The sequence below is a fragment of the Mycobacterium triplex genome, assembly GCF_000689255.1.
Taxonomy (GTDB): Bacteria; Actinomycetota; Actinomycetes; order Mycobacteriales; family Mycobacteriaceae; genus Mycobacterium; species Mycobacterium triplex.
Map to the genome: position 1 here is coordinate 1,351,288 of NZ_HG964446.1, position 14,338 is coordinate 1,365,625.

Sequence of the window (14,338 nt, forward strand, 5' to 3'; positions counted from 1 at the left end):
GAACAATGACAGAGGCGCAGCGCGTGACCGAGCACCAAGGCGAATACGGGTACGACGGGTCCTTTCAGGCCGTATCGCCCGGAGGGCAGGTGGCGGTCGTGGCGGTGGTCTCTGCCTTGCTGTTCGCCGGCGCGGGTGTCGCCTGGGGCCGCGGGAACCGGTTGGCGGCAGTACTCGGCGCGGCATCGGCGGCCGAGGTGCTGGCGACGGTCGCCTCGTACATCTACGCAACGAAGCACGGCAAGTTCGTGGTGTGGAGGCGGATCCTCGATGAACTTTCGCTGCAAGGCGACGAAACCGTGCTCGATCTCGGGTGTGGCCGCGGCGCCGTACTGCTCGCCGCGGCCAAGCGGGTGCCGCGTGGCCGCGCGATAGGCGTCGACCTATGGCGCGCCGACCAGACCAAGAACTCACAGCAGTCGACTCTGTCCAACGCGGACCTGGAAAACGTCGCCGACCGCGTCGAAGTGCACACCGCCGACATGACCGCGCTGCCGCTGGCCGACGAGAGCGTGGATGTCATCGTCAGCAGTCTGGCCATCCACAACATCGGAACCCACGAGGGCCGGCGAAAAGCTCTGGACGAGGCGATTCGGGTGCTGCGCCCGGGCGGTCGACTCGCGATCGCCGACCTCTGGGAAACCAACCGTCACGCCGGCTACTTGCGTCGACTGGGTTGGCACAATGTGCGGCGGCGCAACCTCGGCTGGCGCATGTGGTACGGCGGACCGTGGTTCGCCACGCGTTTGGTCACCGCGACCAAGCCGGGCTGATCACCGACTCAGGATTTCGTCGTAGTCGACCAGCAGGTGTCGCGGGCCGCGGAACACCTGGCTGATGCGGTAGGGCGGTGGATCTTGCACCAGCCGTGGGCCTTTCACCCGGCGCAGGAAAGCCTCGAACGCGGTGTTGACTTCCAGCCGGGCCAGCGGGCCGCCGAAGCAGACGTGAATGCCGCGTCCCCAACCCACGTGCTCGTTGTCGGGCCGCCGGGGGTCGAACGTGTCGGGGTCCGCGAAGCGGCGCGGGTCCCGGTTGGCGGCACCGTACATCAGATAGATCGGCGCGCCTTTGGGGATGGTGGTGCCGGCGATGTCGATGTCGGCCAGCGCAGAGCGCGTCGGGAAGAACTGCACAGACGACTGCAGCCGAAGTACTTCCTCGATGGCGCCGGGGATCAATCCCGGTTTGCTGCACAGTAATTCGATCGACCACGGGTTGCGCAGCACGGTGAGAATGCAGTGCGAGATCAGGTTGACCGTCGAGTCGTGACCGGCGACGAACAACAGGATGGTGTTGTTGACGATCGCGCTCGTCGACATCTGCCCGTCGGGCCCATCGTCGTGAACCAGCTGCGAAATCATCCCGGGCCCAGGTGTTTTCGCAGCCTTTTCGACCAGCCCGACGATGTACTCGTTGAGTTCGGCGTCGGCGGCTTCGCCCTTGGCGCGTCGCGCCTGACCCTCATCGGTCTGGATGTCGGGGCCGAGATCGAAGATGCCGGAAGCGATGTCGGTGACCCACGCGTGGAACTGGGGCTCGTCCTGGACGGGTATGCCCATGATCCGGCAGATCACGCTGACCGGCAACGGATAAGCGAACTCGTCGACCACATCGATGCGAGTCTTACCCATTGCGTTGTCCAGCATTTCGTTGACGATCTGTTGGCAAAATGGCTCTTGGCCCGGGACCAGGTCCGGTGAATCGGGTGGCCCGAAAAAGCGCATGCATTGCCGGCGCGCCCGGTCATGGTCGGGCGGATCCTGCGCGATGAAGCTCGGGTCTCGGCCGTAGGCCTCCGCCATCTCGACCGCCGACTCGGCCGCGCTCAGCCGATCGCGGCCGACGGCCGCCGGGCGGCCCTTGCGGAGGTCGGAACTCACGCGAGGATCGTGGGCCAGCGCCATCAGCTCCTCGTACCCGGTGACCGCGTAGACGCCGTTGGTCACCCGCACCACCGGCGTCTTGCGCAGCTCGTCGAAGAACGGATAGGGATCCGCGCGGTTTTCGTACCGCATCGCGGCGTCGAAAGCTTCCTCGGGAGTCATCGCAGCACCTGGTGCCGGGGACGGAATTCGGCCCGCCGCTCGCTGGGGTCGTGTCCCGTCAGCACCACGTCGGGGGTCTCGGTGGGCACGCCCCGCGCGGGAAAGTCGGCGGGCAGCACGCGCATGTTCTCCGGGAAATCGAAGCCCGGCGGGTGCGGCGGAAACGGTCCCGAACGCGCGATCTGGTCGCGGTAGTAGTCGATCCATTTCGCGTGGTTGAAGGTGACCGCGCCGACGATGCGGCCGCGACGGCCGTAGGCCGCGGCGAACCGGCGCTGTCTGACCGAGCCCTGGGTGAAGACGATCTCGTCGCCGAATGACGGCACGCCAACGGATTTGATGTTGACGCCGAATTGGGCCGACCAGAACTGCGGGACCAGCAGGTGCGCCCAGCGGTCGACCTCGTCGCAGACCATGTTGTGCGCCGCGACCCGCGCGCCCAGCACGGCGTTGTCCCAGTGCTCCATCGCCAGGAACTCGTAGTCGTAAAGCACATGTGGAGCCCGGGCGATGTCGCCGGCCACGAAGATGCGGTTGGTGACCACTGCGTTGATGTCGAACGCGCGGCACCCTGCGTCGCATCCCACGCCCCAGAACCCGGCCGCCAACCCGGCGCCCTCCAGCCACTCGACGTTGCGGATCGAGCCCAACGACGTCAAGACCACGTCGACGTCGAGCGTGCTGCCGTCGGAGAGCCGTGCGCGTCGTACGCGCCCTTCGGCATCCCCGTCCAGGGCGAGCACCGAGACTCCGGTGCGCAGGTCCACCCCTGCCTCGCGCTGCATCTCGGCGGCGATCGCGCCGATCACGCCGCCCAGCGGACCGCTCAGCGGTGCCGGGCCGCGCTCGGTGACAGTGACCTCCAGACCGAGTTCGCGGCAGACCGAGGCGGCTTCCGATCCGATGAACCCCGAACCGATGATCAGCACCCGGCGCGGACGGGCGGCCAACGCCGCCTGCAACCGCGCTGCGTCGGCGCTGGTGCGCAGCGTGTACACGCCCTGCAGCGCGGCCTCCTCCGGGTTGGGCCATCGCCGCGAGCGCACACCCGTGGCGATCAGCAGGCTGTCGCTCGACACCTCGCTGCCGTCGGCAAGGCGCACCACCTGGTTCGCCCGGTCCAGGGCGGTCGCGGCAACCCCGAGACGCCAGTTGGCATCCACCGCACGCAGTCGCGGCAGCTTGGTGTGATCGGCTGCCACCCACCCCTTGAGGACCTGCTTGGACAACGGCGGCCGGTCATACGGTTCGTCCGGCTCGTCGCCGATGATCGTCAGCTCACCACGAAAACCCTCTTCGCGCAGCGCTTCGGCGGCACGCAGTCCGGCCAGCGAGGCGCCCACGATGACGATGCGCCCCTTGTCCTTGAAGCCGTTCGGATTCACGGCCGGTCACTACTCGCCGTCGAGTTTGTCGACGATGATTGCCTGTACCGGGCAGGCGGCCGCGGCCCGCAGCACCCGCAGTCGCTGACCGTCGTCGGGGTTGGGGTCGTAGGACAGGGCCTCTTCGCCGCTGAGCCTGAGCACCTCGGGCGCTAACGGAACGCAGTGCGCATAGCCTAAGCAGCGGTTCAGATCCACGACGATCCGCATAGCGCCTCCGATCCCCGGGGCATGAAGATCTGACGCAAGGCAGCGTACATCTTCGACATGACGCCAATCACGGTGTTTGCGAAACTCTTTCGCGGGGTCAGCGGGTGTATCGCCGCGCTGTGAACTTTTCGCCGCGAGTCGTGGCGCAACGGTTGCTAGTGCATGCTGGGTTCATGAACAGAAACGAGATCACCGAACAGATCGTCGTCAACCGCGTGACGCGTGGCCTCACGTGGCAGGCGCTGGCCGACGCGATCGATCGGCCGGTGGTGTGGACCACGTCGGCATTGCTGGGCCAGCATCCGATTCCGCCGGAGCAGGCCAAGGTGCTGGCCGAGATGCTGGGTCTCGAGGAGTCGGCCGTGCCGGTACTGGCGGCGCCGCCGATGCGCGGCGGCCTGCCCGCGTTCCCAACCGGGGGCGTGCCGACCGACCCCACCATCTACCGCTTCTACGAAGCGCTACAGGTGTACGGCGGCGCCATCAAGGAGCTCATCCACGAGCAGTTCGGCGACGGCATCATGAGCGCGATCAACTTCAGCGTCGACGTGCAGAAAAAGCCGGACTCCTCGGGCGACCGCGTCGTCGTGACTTTCGACGGCAAATACCTTGCCTACGACTGGGTTTCGGCGCGGGACGTCTGATGGCCGTGGCAACCCCACAGCCGAAATCCGCGGATCTCGTTCTCTCCGGCGGAGGAGTCAAGTTCATCGGCCTGGTGGGTGCCATCGTGGCCCTGATGGACGCGGGCTATTCGTTCCCGCGGGTGTCGGGTGTGTCGGCCGGATCGGTGGTCGGCGCGATCCTGGCGGCCGCGTCCAAGGGTGACCAGCTGACAAGCCAACAGGTCAAGGAGCTTGCGCTGTCGGCGCCGCTGAGCAAATGGCGGGACTCGGGACCCGTCCCGATTCTCGGTGCGGCGTGGGGACTTGTCAGGGATACCAGCATGTTTCGGGGTGATGCCGCCTACGACTGGATCCGCAGCGAGCTGAAGAACCTGGGCGTCACCTACTTCGGAGATGTGCTTCTCGACGAGGACACGCTGCCCGAGGGGCGGCGGCACAAGCTGGTGGTCACCGTCGCGGACTTGAGTGCGGCGCAGTTGGTGAGATTGCCGTGGGACTACCGGCGGCTCTACGGGCTGGACCCCGATGAGCAGCTGGTCGCCGACGCCGTGCGGGCGTCGATGGCGATCCCGTTCTTTTACCGACCGGTCAAGCTGCGCAGCCCCAGCGGGGCGACGTCCACCCTCGTCGACGGTGGTGTGCTGTCGAACTTTCCGATCGACACCTTTGACCGGTTCGACGGAAAAGTGCCGCGCTGGCCCACATTTGGGGTCACGGTCTTACCGCGACTCAACGAGGGTTTCAGCGCGGTGATGCCCGCACTGAAACCGCTGCGCTTTTTCGAGCAGACGGCGCTGCTGGAAAGCCTGCTCACCACAATGCTGGCGGGCCACGACCAAACCCACCTCAACCAGCCGTGGGTCGCGGCCCGTGCCATCGCGGTCGAATCCACCGATGTGGGCGTTCTCGACTTCGACGTCGCCCCGGATCGGCTCGAGGCGCTGTATCAGAGGGGCTATGCGGCGGCGCAGGAGTTCCTGTTGACGTGGGACTGGACGGCGTACCTCAAACGCTTCCGCTGGGCCGTTTGACGCCGACGGCCAAGGGTGAAGTGACGGCCGGTCGCCGAAGTGCCACACTTCGGGTCGGAGGAGGCGACAGGAGGGGAGGCGGCTGCCCGGGCGGCCGCATCGCCTCCTCCCTACAGACCGAATTCGGCTTCTATGCCGTCTATTCCGGCGCGCAGCGCCTTGAGTGTGTCGGCGCGGGCACGCAATTTCGTTGCGGCGTGGGCGTGCTGGTGCAGGCCGGCGAATTCCTTTGCGGCCTCCTCGGCCCGGCTGACCACCATCTCGGGCAACACGATCTCGTCGACAAAGCCCGCGGCAAGGGCGGTTTCGCCGAAGAAGGTCTTGGCCAGACCGGTGGCTTGCTGATACGCCGAACGCGTCAGCCGCAGCTTCATGATTTCCAGGGCCGCATACGGGATCGTCATGCCGATCGCCACCTCGTTGGCCTGGATGGTGTAGGCGTGGGCGGCGATCCGATGATCGCCGGAGGCCAACAGGAACGAACCCATCGCGATCGCGTGCCCGGTGCAGGCGATCACCACCGGCTTCGGGTAGGACAACAGCCGATACGACAGTTCGAAGCCGCCCCTGAGCATGTCGATCGCGGGCTGCACCTCGCCGGAGGTCAGGATCTTCAGGTCGAATCCGCCGCTGAACACCCGCTCGTTGCCGGTGAGCACCAGGGCGCCGACGTTGTCGCTGTCGGCCTGGTCGATCGCCTCGTTGATCGCGGCTTGCATGGTCGGGCCCAACGCGTTGACCTTGCCGTCGTCCATCCTGATCACCGCGACGGTGTCGTTGAGGCTGTAGGTGACTGGACCGCTCATCGAAACTCCTTCGCTACAGGCAAATCGATTGAACCAGATCGGCGTTGCGTCACCCCGCGCGGGATGCGACTTCCTCAGACGTGCTCGCCGCGGTGTTTACCGAGATCGTTTTGGGAGTTACCCCAGCGCAGGCCGACATCGGTTGGCGCGTCGAGCTGCCGGGCGCGCCAGCGGTCTTGAGTTTCGGCCACCGCGTTGTTGATTCGCTCGATCTCGGTGCGGAACACGTCGGCGCGCGTTTCCTTGCTCGCGTAGTGGAAGTAGGTCAGCAGGCTGCGCAGCAGTTCCAGCTTCTGCTTTTCCCGCTTGGCCAGGTCGTGCGTCGTCATCAACTCGATGCGCTGAACGGGCGGCAAGGCGTCCCAGTCCAGCACCACATCGGTTTCCAGCGGCCGGCGCTCGCGCTCCCAGAACCGCCATCCGCGCGGCGCCTGGGGCCGGTCGTAGTAGATCACCTTCCCGGTGAACCGAGATTCGATGCCACCGCCGATTTCGCCGCGGTCGAGCGCCGAATCCCAGACCATCCGCCACTCCTGGCCGGGCGCGAGTACCGGCAATTCGCCGGGGAGCCGCAGTTCCACGACTTCGGCGTAGCCGTCGGTGGAATTTTCGTATTCGGCGACCGTCGGTGGACTCGCAAATGAAAATCGGATGTCGTAGGCGGCGGTCCGGCCGAAATTCCGGACGACCAGCTCGATCACGTGCCAGTCGGCGGCATGCGGTTCCATCAGCATGCCGACGTGGGGCCGCGTCTGCTCGGCGGCCAGCCGGCGGTTGCGGCTGAGCTGGTGGTTGGTGAAGAGCAGCGCGACCACGCCGAGCGCAATCGCGGCCCACGCCGCCCATGCCAACCAGGTGCCGGAATCAACGTCGGTGAACCCCTGCCAGCCGCCCTGGATCCACCCCATTGAATCCATCCCTCCGCTATATCACAGCGATGTGCACCCGAAATTCTGCTGGCCCGGCTGCCGAATCGCAATCATTCGGTGCCTACTCACGCTCGCGCAAATATCGAACGAGACAAACACCCGCTGAATCCTTTAGCCGCCCATCAACATTCGCCACTGATCAAGGTTGGTGGCCCGATACACATAGTTGGAACGCTTGACCTCGGCCAGCGGCGCGCTCGGGTCGGTGGAATACCAGTGCCCCGGAAAGACGGTCGGGTCGCCCGGCAGCGCGGCCAGTTGCTGCAGGCTGCGATACATCTCGTCGGAATCTCCGCCGGGAAAGTCGGTGCGCCCGCAGCCGTCCAGGAAGAGGGTGTCACCCGCGACCAGGCGGCCGTCGAGCAGAAAGCACTGGCTGCCCGGTGTGTGGCCCGGGGTGTGCAGCAACTCGATCTCGATGGCGCCGACGCTGATCTTGTCGCCGTGCTCATGGGCGGTCAGGTCGTCGATGCCGATCCCGGTAACGCGCGAAACCCAAAGCGCCTCATGGGTATTCACGTGCACAGGTACGCTGGTGCGCCCCAGTAACTCGGCCAGCCCGTTGAGTTCGAAGCCCATCATCGAACCACCCACGTGGTCGGGGTGGTGGTGGGTGACCAGCACCCCGGACAGGCGCATACCGTCGGCTTCGGCCGCGTCGACCAGTTCGCCGGCGGCATACGCCGGGTCGACCACGACGCAGTCGCCGGTCTGACGGTCGCCGATCAGATACGCGAAATTGCGCATTTGCGTTGCCATCATGTCGCCGGCGGCGAAATCGCGACCGGAGAGCAGTTGGCGGAAATACAGTCGGTCCGCTGACGAATCTGTCACCGCATCAGACTATGACCCGGCCGACCGACCTGGCATTGCGGGCGCATTACGGCCTGTCAATCGTGCTTTTCTCCGAACGGTTCGGCCGGTGCGGCGTGGGTATTGTTGGGCCATGCTCAAGAAGATCGAGATCGAGATTGACGACGATCTCGTCCAAGAGGCAATACGTCGCTATCACGTGGCCGACGCGCGCGAGGCCGTCCACCTGGCGCTGCGGAACCTGCTCGAGACCGACGCCCATGGCGACCACGAGGATATCTACGACGAGTTCAGCGACCTCAGCGCATGGAATCCGGATCGCATCAGCGAGGGGGGCTGAACGTCTGCGGCGTGGTTTGGTGCCGTCGCGCGTCGCGCTGTACCCTCTTTTAGGCCCGAGGCAAGACTGTCGCTACGGGTTCCAGGCCCCCTTAGCTCAGTCGGTAGAGCGTTTCCATGGTAAGGAAAAGGTCAACGGTTCGATTCCGTTAGGGGGCTCGGCGGACGCCGAACAGGCGGACGGCGCGTACCAGAGGCGATGTAGCTCAGTCGGTTAGAGCGAACGACTCATAATCGTTAGGTCGCCGGTTCGAGTCCGGCCATCGCTACAACACAACAATGTGACGTGTGAAAGAGAACCGAAATGGCTTCCAGTACCGATGTGCGGCCGAAGATCACTTTGGCCTGCGAGGTGTGCAAACACCGCAACTACATCACCAAGAAGAACCGGCGTAACGACCCGGACCGGTTGGAGCTGAAGAAGTTCTGCCCGAATTGCGGCAAGCACCAGGCTCACCGCGAGACACGCTAACCTGCACCTACGAGTGGTTTATTCAGACTGACTAGGTAGGTTTTGAAGCCGTGCCGTTGACCACAGACATCGTCGGGATGCACTACCGTTATCCCGACTATTACGAGGTTGAGCGGGAGAAGATCCGCGAGTACGCGGCAGCCGTGCGCAATGACGACGCCTGGTTCTACCAGGAGGACGCCGCCGCCGAGCTCGGTTACAAGGGCCTGGTGGCCCCGCTGACGTTCCTGTGCGTCTTCGGCTACCAGGCTCAATCGGCGTTCTTCAAGCACGCCAACATCGCGGTCACCGACGCGCAGATCGTCCAGGTCGACCAGGTGCTCAGGTACTTCAAGCCGCTGGTGGTCGGCGATCGGCTCTACTGCGACGTGACGGTGGACTCGATGCGCGTTTCGCACGGCACCCAGATCGTCGTGACCAAGAACGTCATCACCGACGAGGCCGGTGACATCGTGCAGGAGACCTACACGACCCTGGCGGGCCGTGCCGGTGAGAACGGAGAAGAGGGATTTTCTGATGCCACTGCGTGAGTTCAGCTCGGTGAAGGTGGGTGACCAGCTTCCGGAGAAGACTTACCCGCTCACCCGCCAGGATCTGGTGAACTACGCGGGAGTCTCGGGCGACTTGAACCCGATCCACTGGGACGACGAGATCGCCAAGGTCGTCGGGCTGGACACCGCGATCGCGCACGGAATGCTGACGATGGGCATCGGCGGCGGCTATGTCACCTCGTGGGTCGGGGACCCCGGCGCCGTCACCGAGTACAACGTCCGGTTCACGGCCGTGGTGCCGGTACCCAACGACGGCAAGGGCGCCGAGCTGGTTTTCAGCGGTCGGGTCAAGTCGGTCGATCCGGAGAGCAAGTCGGTGGTCATCGCGATCAGCGCCACTACCGGCGGAAAGAAGATTTTCGGACGGGCGATCGCATCGGCCAAGTTGGCGTAACGGATGGCACTCAAAACCGATATCCGCGGCATGGTCTGGCGGTATCCGGACTACTTCGTGGTGGGCCGCGAGCAGGTGCGCGAGTTCGCCCGGTCCATCAAAAACGACCACCCGGTGTTCTACCAGGAAGCCGCGGCGGCCGAACTCGGCTACGACTCGATCCTCGCACCGCTGACCTTCGTCACGATCTTCGCCAAGCACGTGCAGCTCGATTTCTTCCGCCACGTCGACCTGGGCATGGAGAGCTTGGTGATCGTCCAGGTCGAACAGCGTTTCGTCTTCAACAGGCCGATCAAGGCGGGTGACAAACTGTGGGGGCGGATGGACATCGAGTCGGTCAACGAGCGTTTCGGCGCCGACATCGTCGTCACCAAGAACATCTGCACCGACGACAACGGCGAGGTCGTGATGGAGGCCTACACCACGCTGATGGGGCAGTACCGGGAAGATTCGAGCGGAACCGACGACGGCTCCATCCAGCTCAAGTGGGACCCGGAATACGGGCAGGTCGTCAGAACCGCGTAATTAGTATCTGACTCCCGTGCCGATGTACACTCGGACCTCGGGGTTTTCCCATTACAGCGCGCTGTCCGTAGTTCGGCGATTACCGAACGGAGAGCGCGCGTGTCATGTAGGCCCCGGTAGGTAAGCGCAGGTTGGCCTGCCAACCGCGAAGGGGCGTAGCTCAACTGGCAGAGCAGCGGTCTCCAAAACCGCAGGTTGCAGGTTCAAGTCCTGTCGCCCCTGCAGACGGCGAACGTCCGACGACGATGCAGGCCGAAACGGCCTGAGGAGGAGTCGGACAATGGGAAGCGTGCCATGCTGGACACTAACCGGTCAGCGCGGCACGGATCGCGACATAGCTAACGAACAAAGGAGCATGCGGTGAGCGACGAGGGCCTCGACGTCCCTGCTGCCAACGACGCCGCACGCGACGGCGGTGACACCGATGACAGCTCCGGCGGCGGTCGGACGGCGGTGGTGACCAAGCCCGCGGCCCGTCCGCAACGCCCGACCGGGAAGCGGTCGCGGCAGCGGGTGGCCGATGCCGACGACGTCGACATCGAATCCCCGGACGAGGTCGAGGACTCCAAGAAGTCCAAGAAGGCCGACAAGAAGGCCAAGAAGCCGAAGAAAGCCGGCGGCCGCACCGCCAACCCGTTCGTTTACATCTTCAACTACCTCAAGCAGGTCGTTGCGGAGATGCGGAAGGTGATCTGGCCGAACCGCAAGCAGATGCTCACCTACACGTCCGTGGTGCTGGTGTTCCTCGCCTTCATGGTGGCGCTGGTCGGCCTTGCCGATCTTGGCCTGACCAAGCTGGCGCTGCTGGTGTTCGGCTGAGCTTTCGCAAGAGATAGAGAGGACTGAAAACCGTGACTACCTTCGACGGTGACACGTCCGCCGGTGAAGCGGTCGACGTAGAAGAGCCTGCCGAGGTCGTCGAGGCCCCTGAGACCACCGAGGACGCCGCGGCCGCAGCGGCCCCGGAACCCGCGGAGTCGGCCGAGGACGCCGACCCTGCCGCCGCGCTCAAGGCGGAGCTGCGCAGCAAGCCCGGCGACTGGTACGTCATCCACTCCTACGCGGGATACGAGAACAAGGTGAAAGCCAACCTCGAAACCCGGGTGCAGAACCTCGACGTCGGTGACTACATCTTCCAGGTGGAGGTACCCACCGAAGAGGTCACCGAGATCAAGAACGGCCAGCGCAAGCAGGTCAACCGCAAGGTGCTGCCCGGCTACATCCTGGTGCGCATGGACCTGACCGACGACTCGTGGGCCGCGGTGCGCAACACCCCGGGCGTGACGGGATTCGTCGGCGCTACGTCTCGTCCGTCGGCCCTGGCGCTCGACGACGTGGTGAAGTTCCTGCTGCCGCCGGGTTCGGCGAAGAAGCCCGTCAAGGGTGGTGCGACCACTGCCGCCGCCACCACCGAGGCCGGTGGCCTGGAGCGCCCGGTGGTCGAGGTCGACTACGAAGTGGGCGAATCGGTGACCGTCATGGACGGGCCGTTCGCCACGTTGCCCGCCACGATCAACGAGGTCAACGCCGAACAGCAGAAGCTCAAGGTGTTGGTGTCGATCTTCGGCCGCGAAACACCGGTGGAACTCACCTTTACTCAAGTCTCCAAGATCTAGCCAGCCATCCCGTTCGCGGGAACGGCTGGATGCATAAACCAGGAAGGAACTCACAAGTCTCATGGCCCCGAAGAAGAAAGTCGTTGGGCTGATCAAGCTCCAGATCGTGGCGGGTCAGGCAAACCCCGCGCCGCCGGTCGGACCCGCGCTCGGCCAGCACGGTGTCAACATCATGGAGTTCTGCAAGGCATACAACGCCGCGACGGAAAACCAGCGCGGCAACGTCATCCCGGTGGAGATCACGGTCTACGAAGACCGCAGCTTCACGTTCGCGCTCAAGACGCCGCCCGCCGCCAAGCTGCTGCTCAAGGCCGCCGGCGTGGGCAAGGGCTCGGCCGAGCCGCACAAGACGAAGGTCGCCAAGGTCACCTGGGATCAGGTCCGCGAGATCGCCGAGACCAAGAAGACCGACCTCAACGCCAACGACATCGACGCTGCCGCCAAGATCATCGCCGGTACCGCCCGGTCGATGGGCATCACCGTCGAGTAACTCCGGCACCACCACCGTGGGAGGGCTGGCTTCGGCCCGAATTAACCACGACCCCAACACCAGATTGGATAGATCGATGAGCAAGAACAGCAAGGCATATCGCGCCGCCGCCGAGAAGGTGGATCGCGACAACCTCTACACCCCGCTGGAAGCGGCCAAGCTCGCCAAGGAGACGGCCTCGACCAAGCAGGACGCGACCGTCGAGGTGGCCATCCGGCTCGGCGTCGACCCGCGTAAGGCCGACCAGATGGTCCGTGGCACGGTCAACCTGCCGCACGGCACCGGTAAGACTGCCCGGGTCGCGGTGTTCGCCGTCGGCGACAAGGCCGAAGAGGCCACCGCCGCGGGTGCCGACGTGGTGGGCAGCGACGACCTGATCGAGAAGATCCAGGGCGGCTTCCTGGAGTTCGACGCCGCGATCGCCACGCCGGACCAGATGGCCAAGGTCGGCCGCATCGCGCGCATCCTCGGCCCGCGCGGCCTGATGCCGAACCCCAAGACCGGCACCGTGACTCCCGACATCGCCAAGGCCGTGTCCGACATCAAGGGCGGAAAGATCAACTTCCGCATCGACAAGCAGGCCAACCTGCACTTCGTGATCGGCAAGGCGTCGTTCGACGAGAAGAACCTGGCGGAGAACTACGGTGCCGCGATCGACGAGGTGCTGCGGCTCAAGCCGTCGTCGTCCAAGGGGCGCTACCTGAAGAAGATCACCGTGTCGACGACCACCGGCCCGGGCATCCCGGTCGACCCGTCCGTCACGCGCAACTTCACCGAGGCGTAACCTTCTGCACGCCGATCGTCGACTTGTTGGGCGATCTCGACCGGGAGGCACAACAAGTCGACGTTCGCCCGCGGGCAGACGCTAGCCGCCACATTCGGCGATACGTCGCCGCAGGAAGTCGCGCCCCGGCTCAGAACCGCCTGCTTTCAACGCCGTTCGATACCAAGTGAGCGCTTCGCCGGGCCGGCCCGCGCGCCGCAGCAGATCGGCCCGCACCGTCGCGACCAGATTCGAACGGGTCAGCCGGGGATCGCGCGCCACCTCGTCCAGCGCGGCAAGCCCGGCATCGGGGCCGTCGCGCAGGCCCACCGCCAGCGCGCGGTTGGCGCCCGCCACCGGTGAACCCGTCAGCTCCAGCAGCCGGTCATAGGCCGCGCAGATGGTGACCCAGTCGGTCTGCTCCCACGAGGGTGCGGTCGCGTGCAGCGCGGCGATCACCGCCTGGGGCAGATACGGGCCCGCGGCAGGTGGGGCACCTTCGGCCAGCCGTAACCGGTCCAGGCCGCGCGCGATGCGGCCGCGGTCCCACTTGCGGCGGTCCTGCTCTTCGAGTGGCACCAGCATCCCGGCGTCGTCGACCCGCGTTGCTCGCCGCGAATCGTGCAACAGCGTCAAGGCGGCCAGCGCGTGCGCCTCACTCTCGTCCGGCATCAGCGCGCACAACTCGCCGGCCAATCGAACGCCTTCGTGGCACAGCTCGTCACGAATCGCCGACGGGCCCGCGGTGGACCAGTAGCCCTCGGTGAACACCGAATAGATACAGCCGAGCACGTGCGGTGTCCGCTCTCCCAACAGCTGCGCCGGCGGCACCCGCAGCGGGATGTTGGCGTGACGAATCTTGTTCTTGGCCCGCGTGATTCGCTGGCCAATGGCGGCATCGGTCTGCAACAGCGCCCGCGCGATCTCGGCGACGGTCAACCCGGACACCAACCGCAGGGTCAGCGCCAATTGCGACTGCCGGTCCAGGGCGGGATGCGCGCAGGTGAACATCATCCGCAGCTCGTCGTCGCGAACCGGATGCGGGTCGGTGTGGTCGGTACGTGCCCTGATGTCGTCCACATAGTTTCTCAAGGCCGCCAATTCCTTTCCGGGACGGATGGATTCGCGGCGCAGCCGATCCCGGACGCGGTTGCGGGCAACGGTGACCAGCCACCCGCCCGGGCTGTCGGGTATACCGTCGCGGGGCCAGCTGCGCAGCGCCTCGGCGCAGGCCTCCTGGACGGCGTCCTCGGCGACGGTGAGATCGCCCGACCACCGCGCGAGCGCGGCGACGGCCGGGCCCCATTCCCGGCGGAAGACGCCGTCCAGGTTGGTCATTG

Annotated in this window: 19 protein-coding genes and 3 tRNA genes; 15 read left to right on the top strand and 7 right to left on the bottom strand. The window is 65.5% G+C overall.

The window, feature by feature from the left end; translation table 11 throughout:
• Window positions 1-23: 23 nt before the first annotated feature.
• Window positions 24-773: a class I SAM-dependent methyltransferase gene (locus tag BN973_RS06270; protein WP_036472101.1), complete on the top strand. Its 750-nt coding sequence runs from the start codon at window positions 24-26 to the stop codon at window positions 771-773.
• On the opposite strand, the gene BN973_RS06275 is transcribed toward BN973_RS06270, so the two are convergent.
• From BN973_RS06275 to BN973_RS06285, 3 genes are read right to left on the bottom strand one after another with little or no spacing between them, the layout of a single operon-like run.
• Window positions 774-2,048, bottom strand: a complete 1,275-nt coding sequence (locus BN973_RS06275) for a cytochrome P450 (RefSeq protein WP_036466630.1) — start codon at window positions 2,046-2,048, stop codon at window positions 774-776.
• On the bottom strand, window positions 2,045-3,433 hold the full coding sequence (locus BN973_RS06280; protein ID WP_036466631.1) for an NAD(P)/FAD-dependent oxidoreductase: 1,389 nt from the start codon (window positions 3,431-3,433) through the stop codon (window positions 2,045-2,047). Before BN973_RS06280 ends, BN973_RS06275 begins: the two co-directional genes overlap by 4 nt.
• A gap of 9 nt (window positions 3,434-3,442) precedes the next feature.
• Window positions 3,443-3,643, bottom strand: a complete 201-nt coding sequence (locus tag BN973_RS06285) for a ferredoxin (RefSeq protein ID WP_036466632.1) — start codon at window positions 3,641-3,643, stop codon at window positions 3,443-3,445.
• A gap of 173 nt (window positions 3,644-3,816) precedes the next feature.
• Between BN973_RS06285 and cynS the strand changes: the two genes are divergently transcribed.
• The gene (gene cynS / locus BN973_RS06290) at window positions 3,817-4,287 is read left to right on the top strand and encodes a cyanase (RefSeq protein ID WP_036466633.1); all 471 of its coding nucleotides are present in this window, start codon (window positions 3,817-3,819) and stop codon (window positions 4,285-4,287) included.
• Window positions 4,287-5,300, top strand: coding sequence for a patatin-like phospholipase family protein (locus BN973_RS06295; protein WP_036466635.1), 1,014 nt, complete (start codon window positions 4,287-4,289; stop codon window positions 5,298-5,300). The genes cynS and BN973_RS06295 overlap by 1 nt, the downstream gene beginning before the upstream one ends.
• Window positions 5,301-5,410: 110 nt before the next feature.
• On the opposite strand, the gene BN973_RS06300 is transcribed toward BN973_RS06295, so the two are convergent.
• From BN973_RS06300 to BN973_RS06310, 3 genes are all read right to left on the bottom strand, one after another.
• Window positions 5,411-6,106, bottom strand: a complete 696-nt coding sequence (locus BN973_RS06300) for a crotonase/enoyl-CoA hydratase family protein (RefSeq protein WP_036466636.1) — start codon at window positions 6,104-6,106, stop codon at window positions 5,411-5,413.
• A 74-nt stretch (window positions 6,107-6,180) separates the two neighbouring features.
• Window positions 6,181-7,023, bottom strand: a complete 843-nt coding sequence (locus tag BN973_RS06305) for a hypothetical protein (RefSeq protein ID WP_198048897.1) — start codon at window positions 7,021-7,023, stop codon at window positions 6,181-6,183.
• A gap of 123 nt (window positions 7,024-7,146) precedes the next feature.
• Entirely contained in the window at window positions 7,147-7,869 is a 723-nt protein-coding gene (locus tag BN973_RS06310; RefSeq protein ID WP_036466638.1) for an MBL fold metallo-hydrolase, read from the bottom strand.
• Between the two features lie 112 nt (window positions 7,870-7,981).
• On the opposite strand from BN973_RS06310, the gene BN973_RS06315 reads away from it, so the two are divergent.
• The 12 genes from BN973_RS06315 to rplA all read left to right on the top strand — a co-directional run bounded on the left by BN973_RS06315 (window position 7,982) and on the right by rplA (window position 13,019).
• A complete protein-coding gene (locus tag BN973_RS06315; protein WP_036466639.1) occupies window positions 7,982-8,188 on the top strand; it encodes a type II toxin-antitoxin system VapB family antitoxin in 207 nt (68 codons plus the stop codon).
• 85 nt (window positions 8,189-8,273) lie between these two features.
• Window positions 8,274-8,346, top strand: a tRNA-Thr gene (locus BN973_RS06320).
• A 36-nt stretch (window positions 8,347-8,382) separates the two neighbouring features.
• Window positions 8,383-8,456 (top strand) — tRNA-Met (locus tag BN973_RS06325).
• Between the two features lie 35 nt (window positions 8,457-8,491).
• The gene (rpmG, locus tag BN973_RS06330; protein WP_003898538.1) at window positions 8,492-8,659 is read left to right on the top strand and encodes a 50S ribosomal protein L33; all 168 of its coding nucleotides are present in this window, start codon (window positions 8,492-8,494) and stop codon (window positions 8,657-8,659) included.
• A gap of 50 nt (window positions 8,660-8,709) precedes the next feature.
• The gene (gene hadA / locus BN973_RS06335; RefSeq protein ID WP_036466640.1) at window positions 8,710-9,189 is read left to right on the top strand and encodes a (3R)-hydroxyacyl-ACP dehydratase subunit HadA; all 480 of its coding nucleotides are present in this window, start codon (window positions 8,710-8,712) and stop codon (window positions 9,187-9,189) included.
• The gene (gene hadB / locus BN973_RS06340) at window positions 9,176-9,604 is read left to right on the top strand and encodes a (3R)-hydroxyacyl-ACP dehydratase subunit HadB (RefSeq protein WP_025738146.1); all 429 of its coding nucleotides are present in this window, start codon (window positions 9,176-9,178) and stop codon (window positions 9,602-9,604) included. The genes hadA and hadB overlap by 14 nt, the downstream gene beginning before the upstream one ends.
• A 3-nt stretch (window positions 9,605-9,607) precedes the next feature.
• Window positions 9,608-10,129, top strand: coding sequence for a (3R)-hydroxyacyl-ACP dehydratase subunit HadC (gene hadC, locus BN973_RS06345; protein WP_036466641.1), 522 nt, complete (start codon window positions 9,608-9,610; stop codon window positions 10,127-10,129).
• A 149-nt stretch (window positions 10,130-10,278) separates the two neighbouring features.
• A tRNA-Trp gene (locus BN973_RS06350) sits at window positions 10,279-10,351 on the top strand.
• Window positions 10,352-10,489: 138 nt separating this feature from the next.
• Window positions 10,490-10,948 (top strand): preprotein translocase subunit SecE, encoded by a 459-nt coding sequence (gene secE / locus BN973_RS06355; protein WP_036466642.1) that lies wholly within the window; start codon window positions 10,490-10,492, stop codon window positions 10,946-10,948.
• A gap of 32 nt (window positions 10,949-10,980) precedes the next feature.
• Window positions 10,981-11,745: a transcription termination/antitermination protein NusG gene (gene nusG / locus BN973_RS06360; protein WP_036466644.1), complete on the top strand. Its 765-nt coding sequence runs from the start codon at window positions 10,981-10,983 to the stop codon at window positions 11,743-11,745.
• A 61-nt stretch (window positions 11,746-11,806) separates the two neighbouring features.
• The gene (rplK, locus tag BN973_RS06365; RefSeq protein ID WP_036466645.1) at window positions 11,807-12,235 is read left to right on the top strand and encodes a 50S ribosomal protein L11; all 429 of its coding nucleotides are present in this window, start codon (window positions 11,807-11,809) and stop codon (window positions 12,233-12,235) included.
• 76 nt (window positions 12,236-12,311) lie between these two features.
• Window positions 12,312-13,019 carry a 50S ribosomal protein L1 gene (rplA, locus tag BN973_RS06370; protein ID WP_036466646.1) on the top strand — a complete coding sequence of 236 codons (708 nt, stop codon included), beginning with the start codon at window positions 12,312-12,314 and terminating at the stop codon, window positions 13,017-13,019.
• A gap of 81 nt (window positions 13,020-13,100) precedes the next feature.
• Here the strand turns inward: rplA and BN973_RS06375 are convergent, their stop codons facing one another.
• A complete protein-coding gene (locus tag BN973_RS06375; RefSeq protein WP_036466647.1) occupies window positions 13,101-14,336 on the bottom strand; it encodes an RNA polymerase sigma factor in 1,236 nt (411 codons plus the stop codon).
• Between the last annotated feature and the right edge of the window lie 2 nt (window positions 14,337-14,338).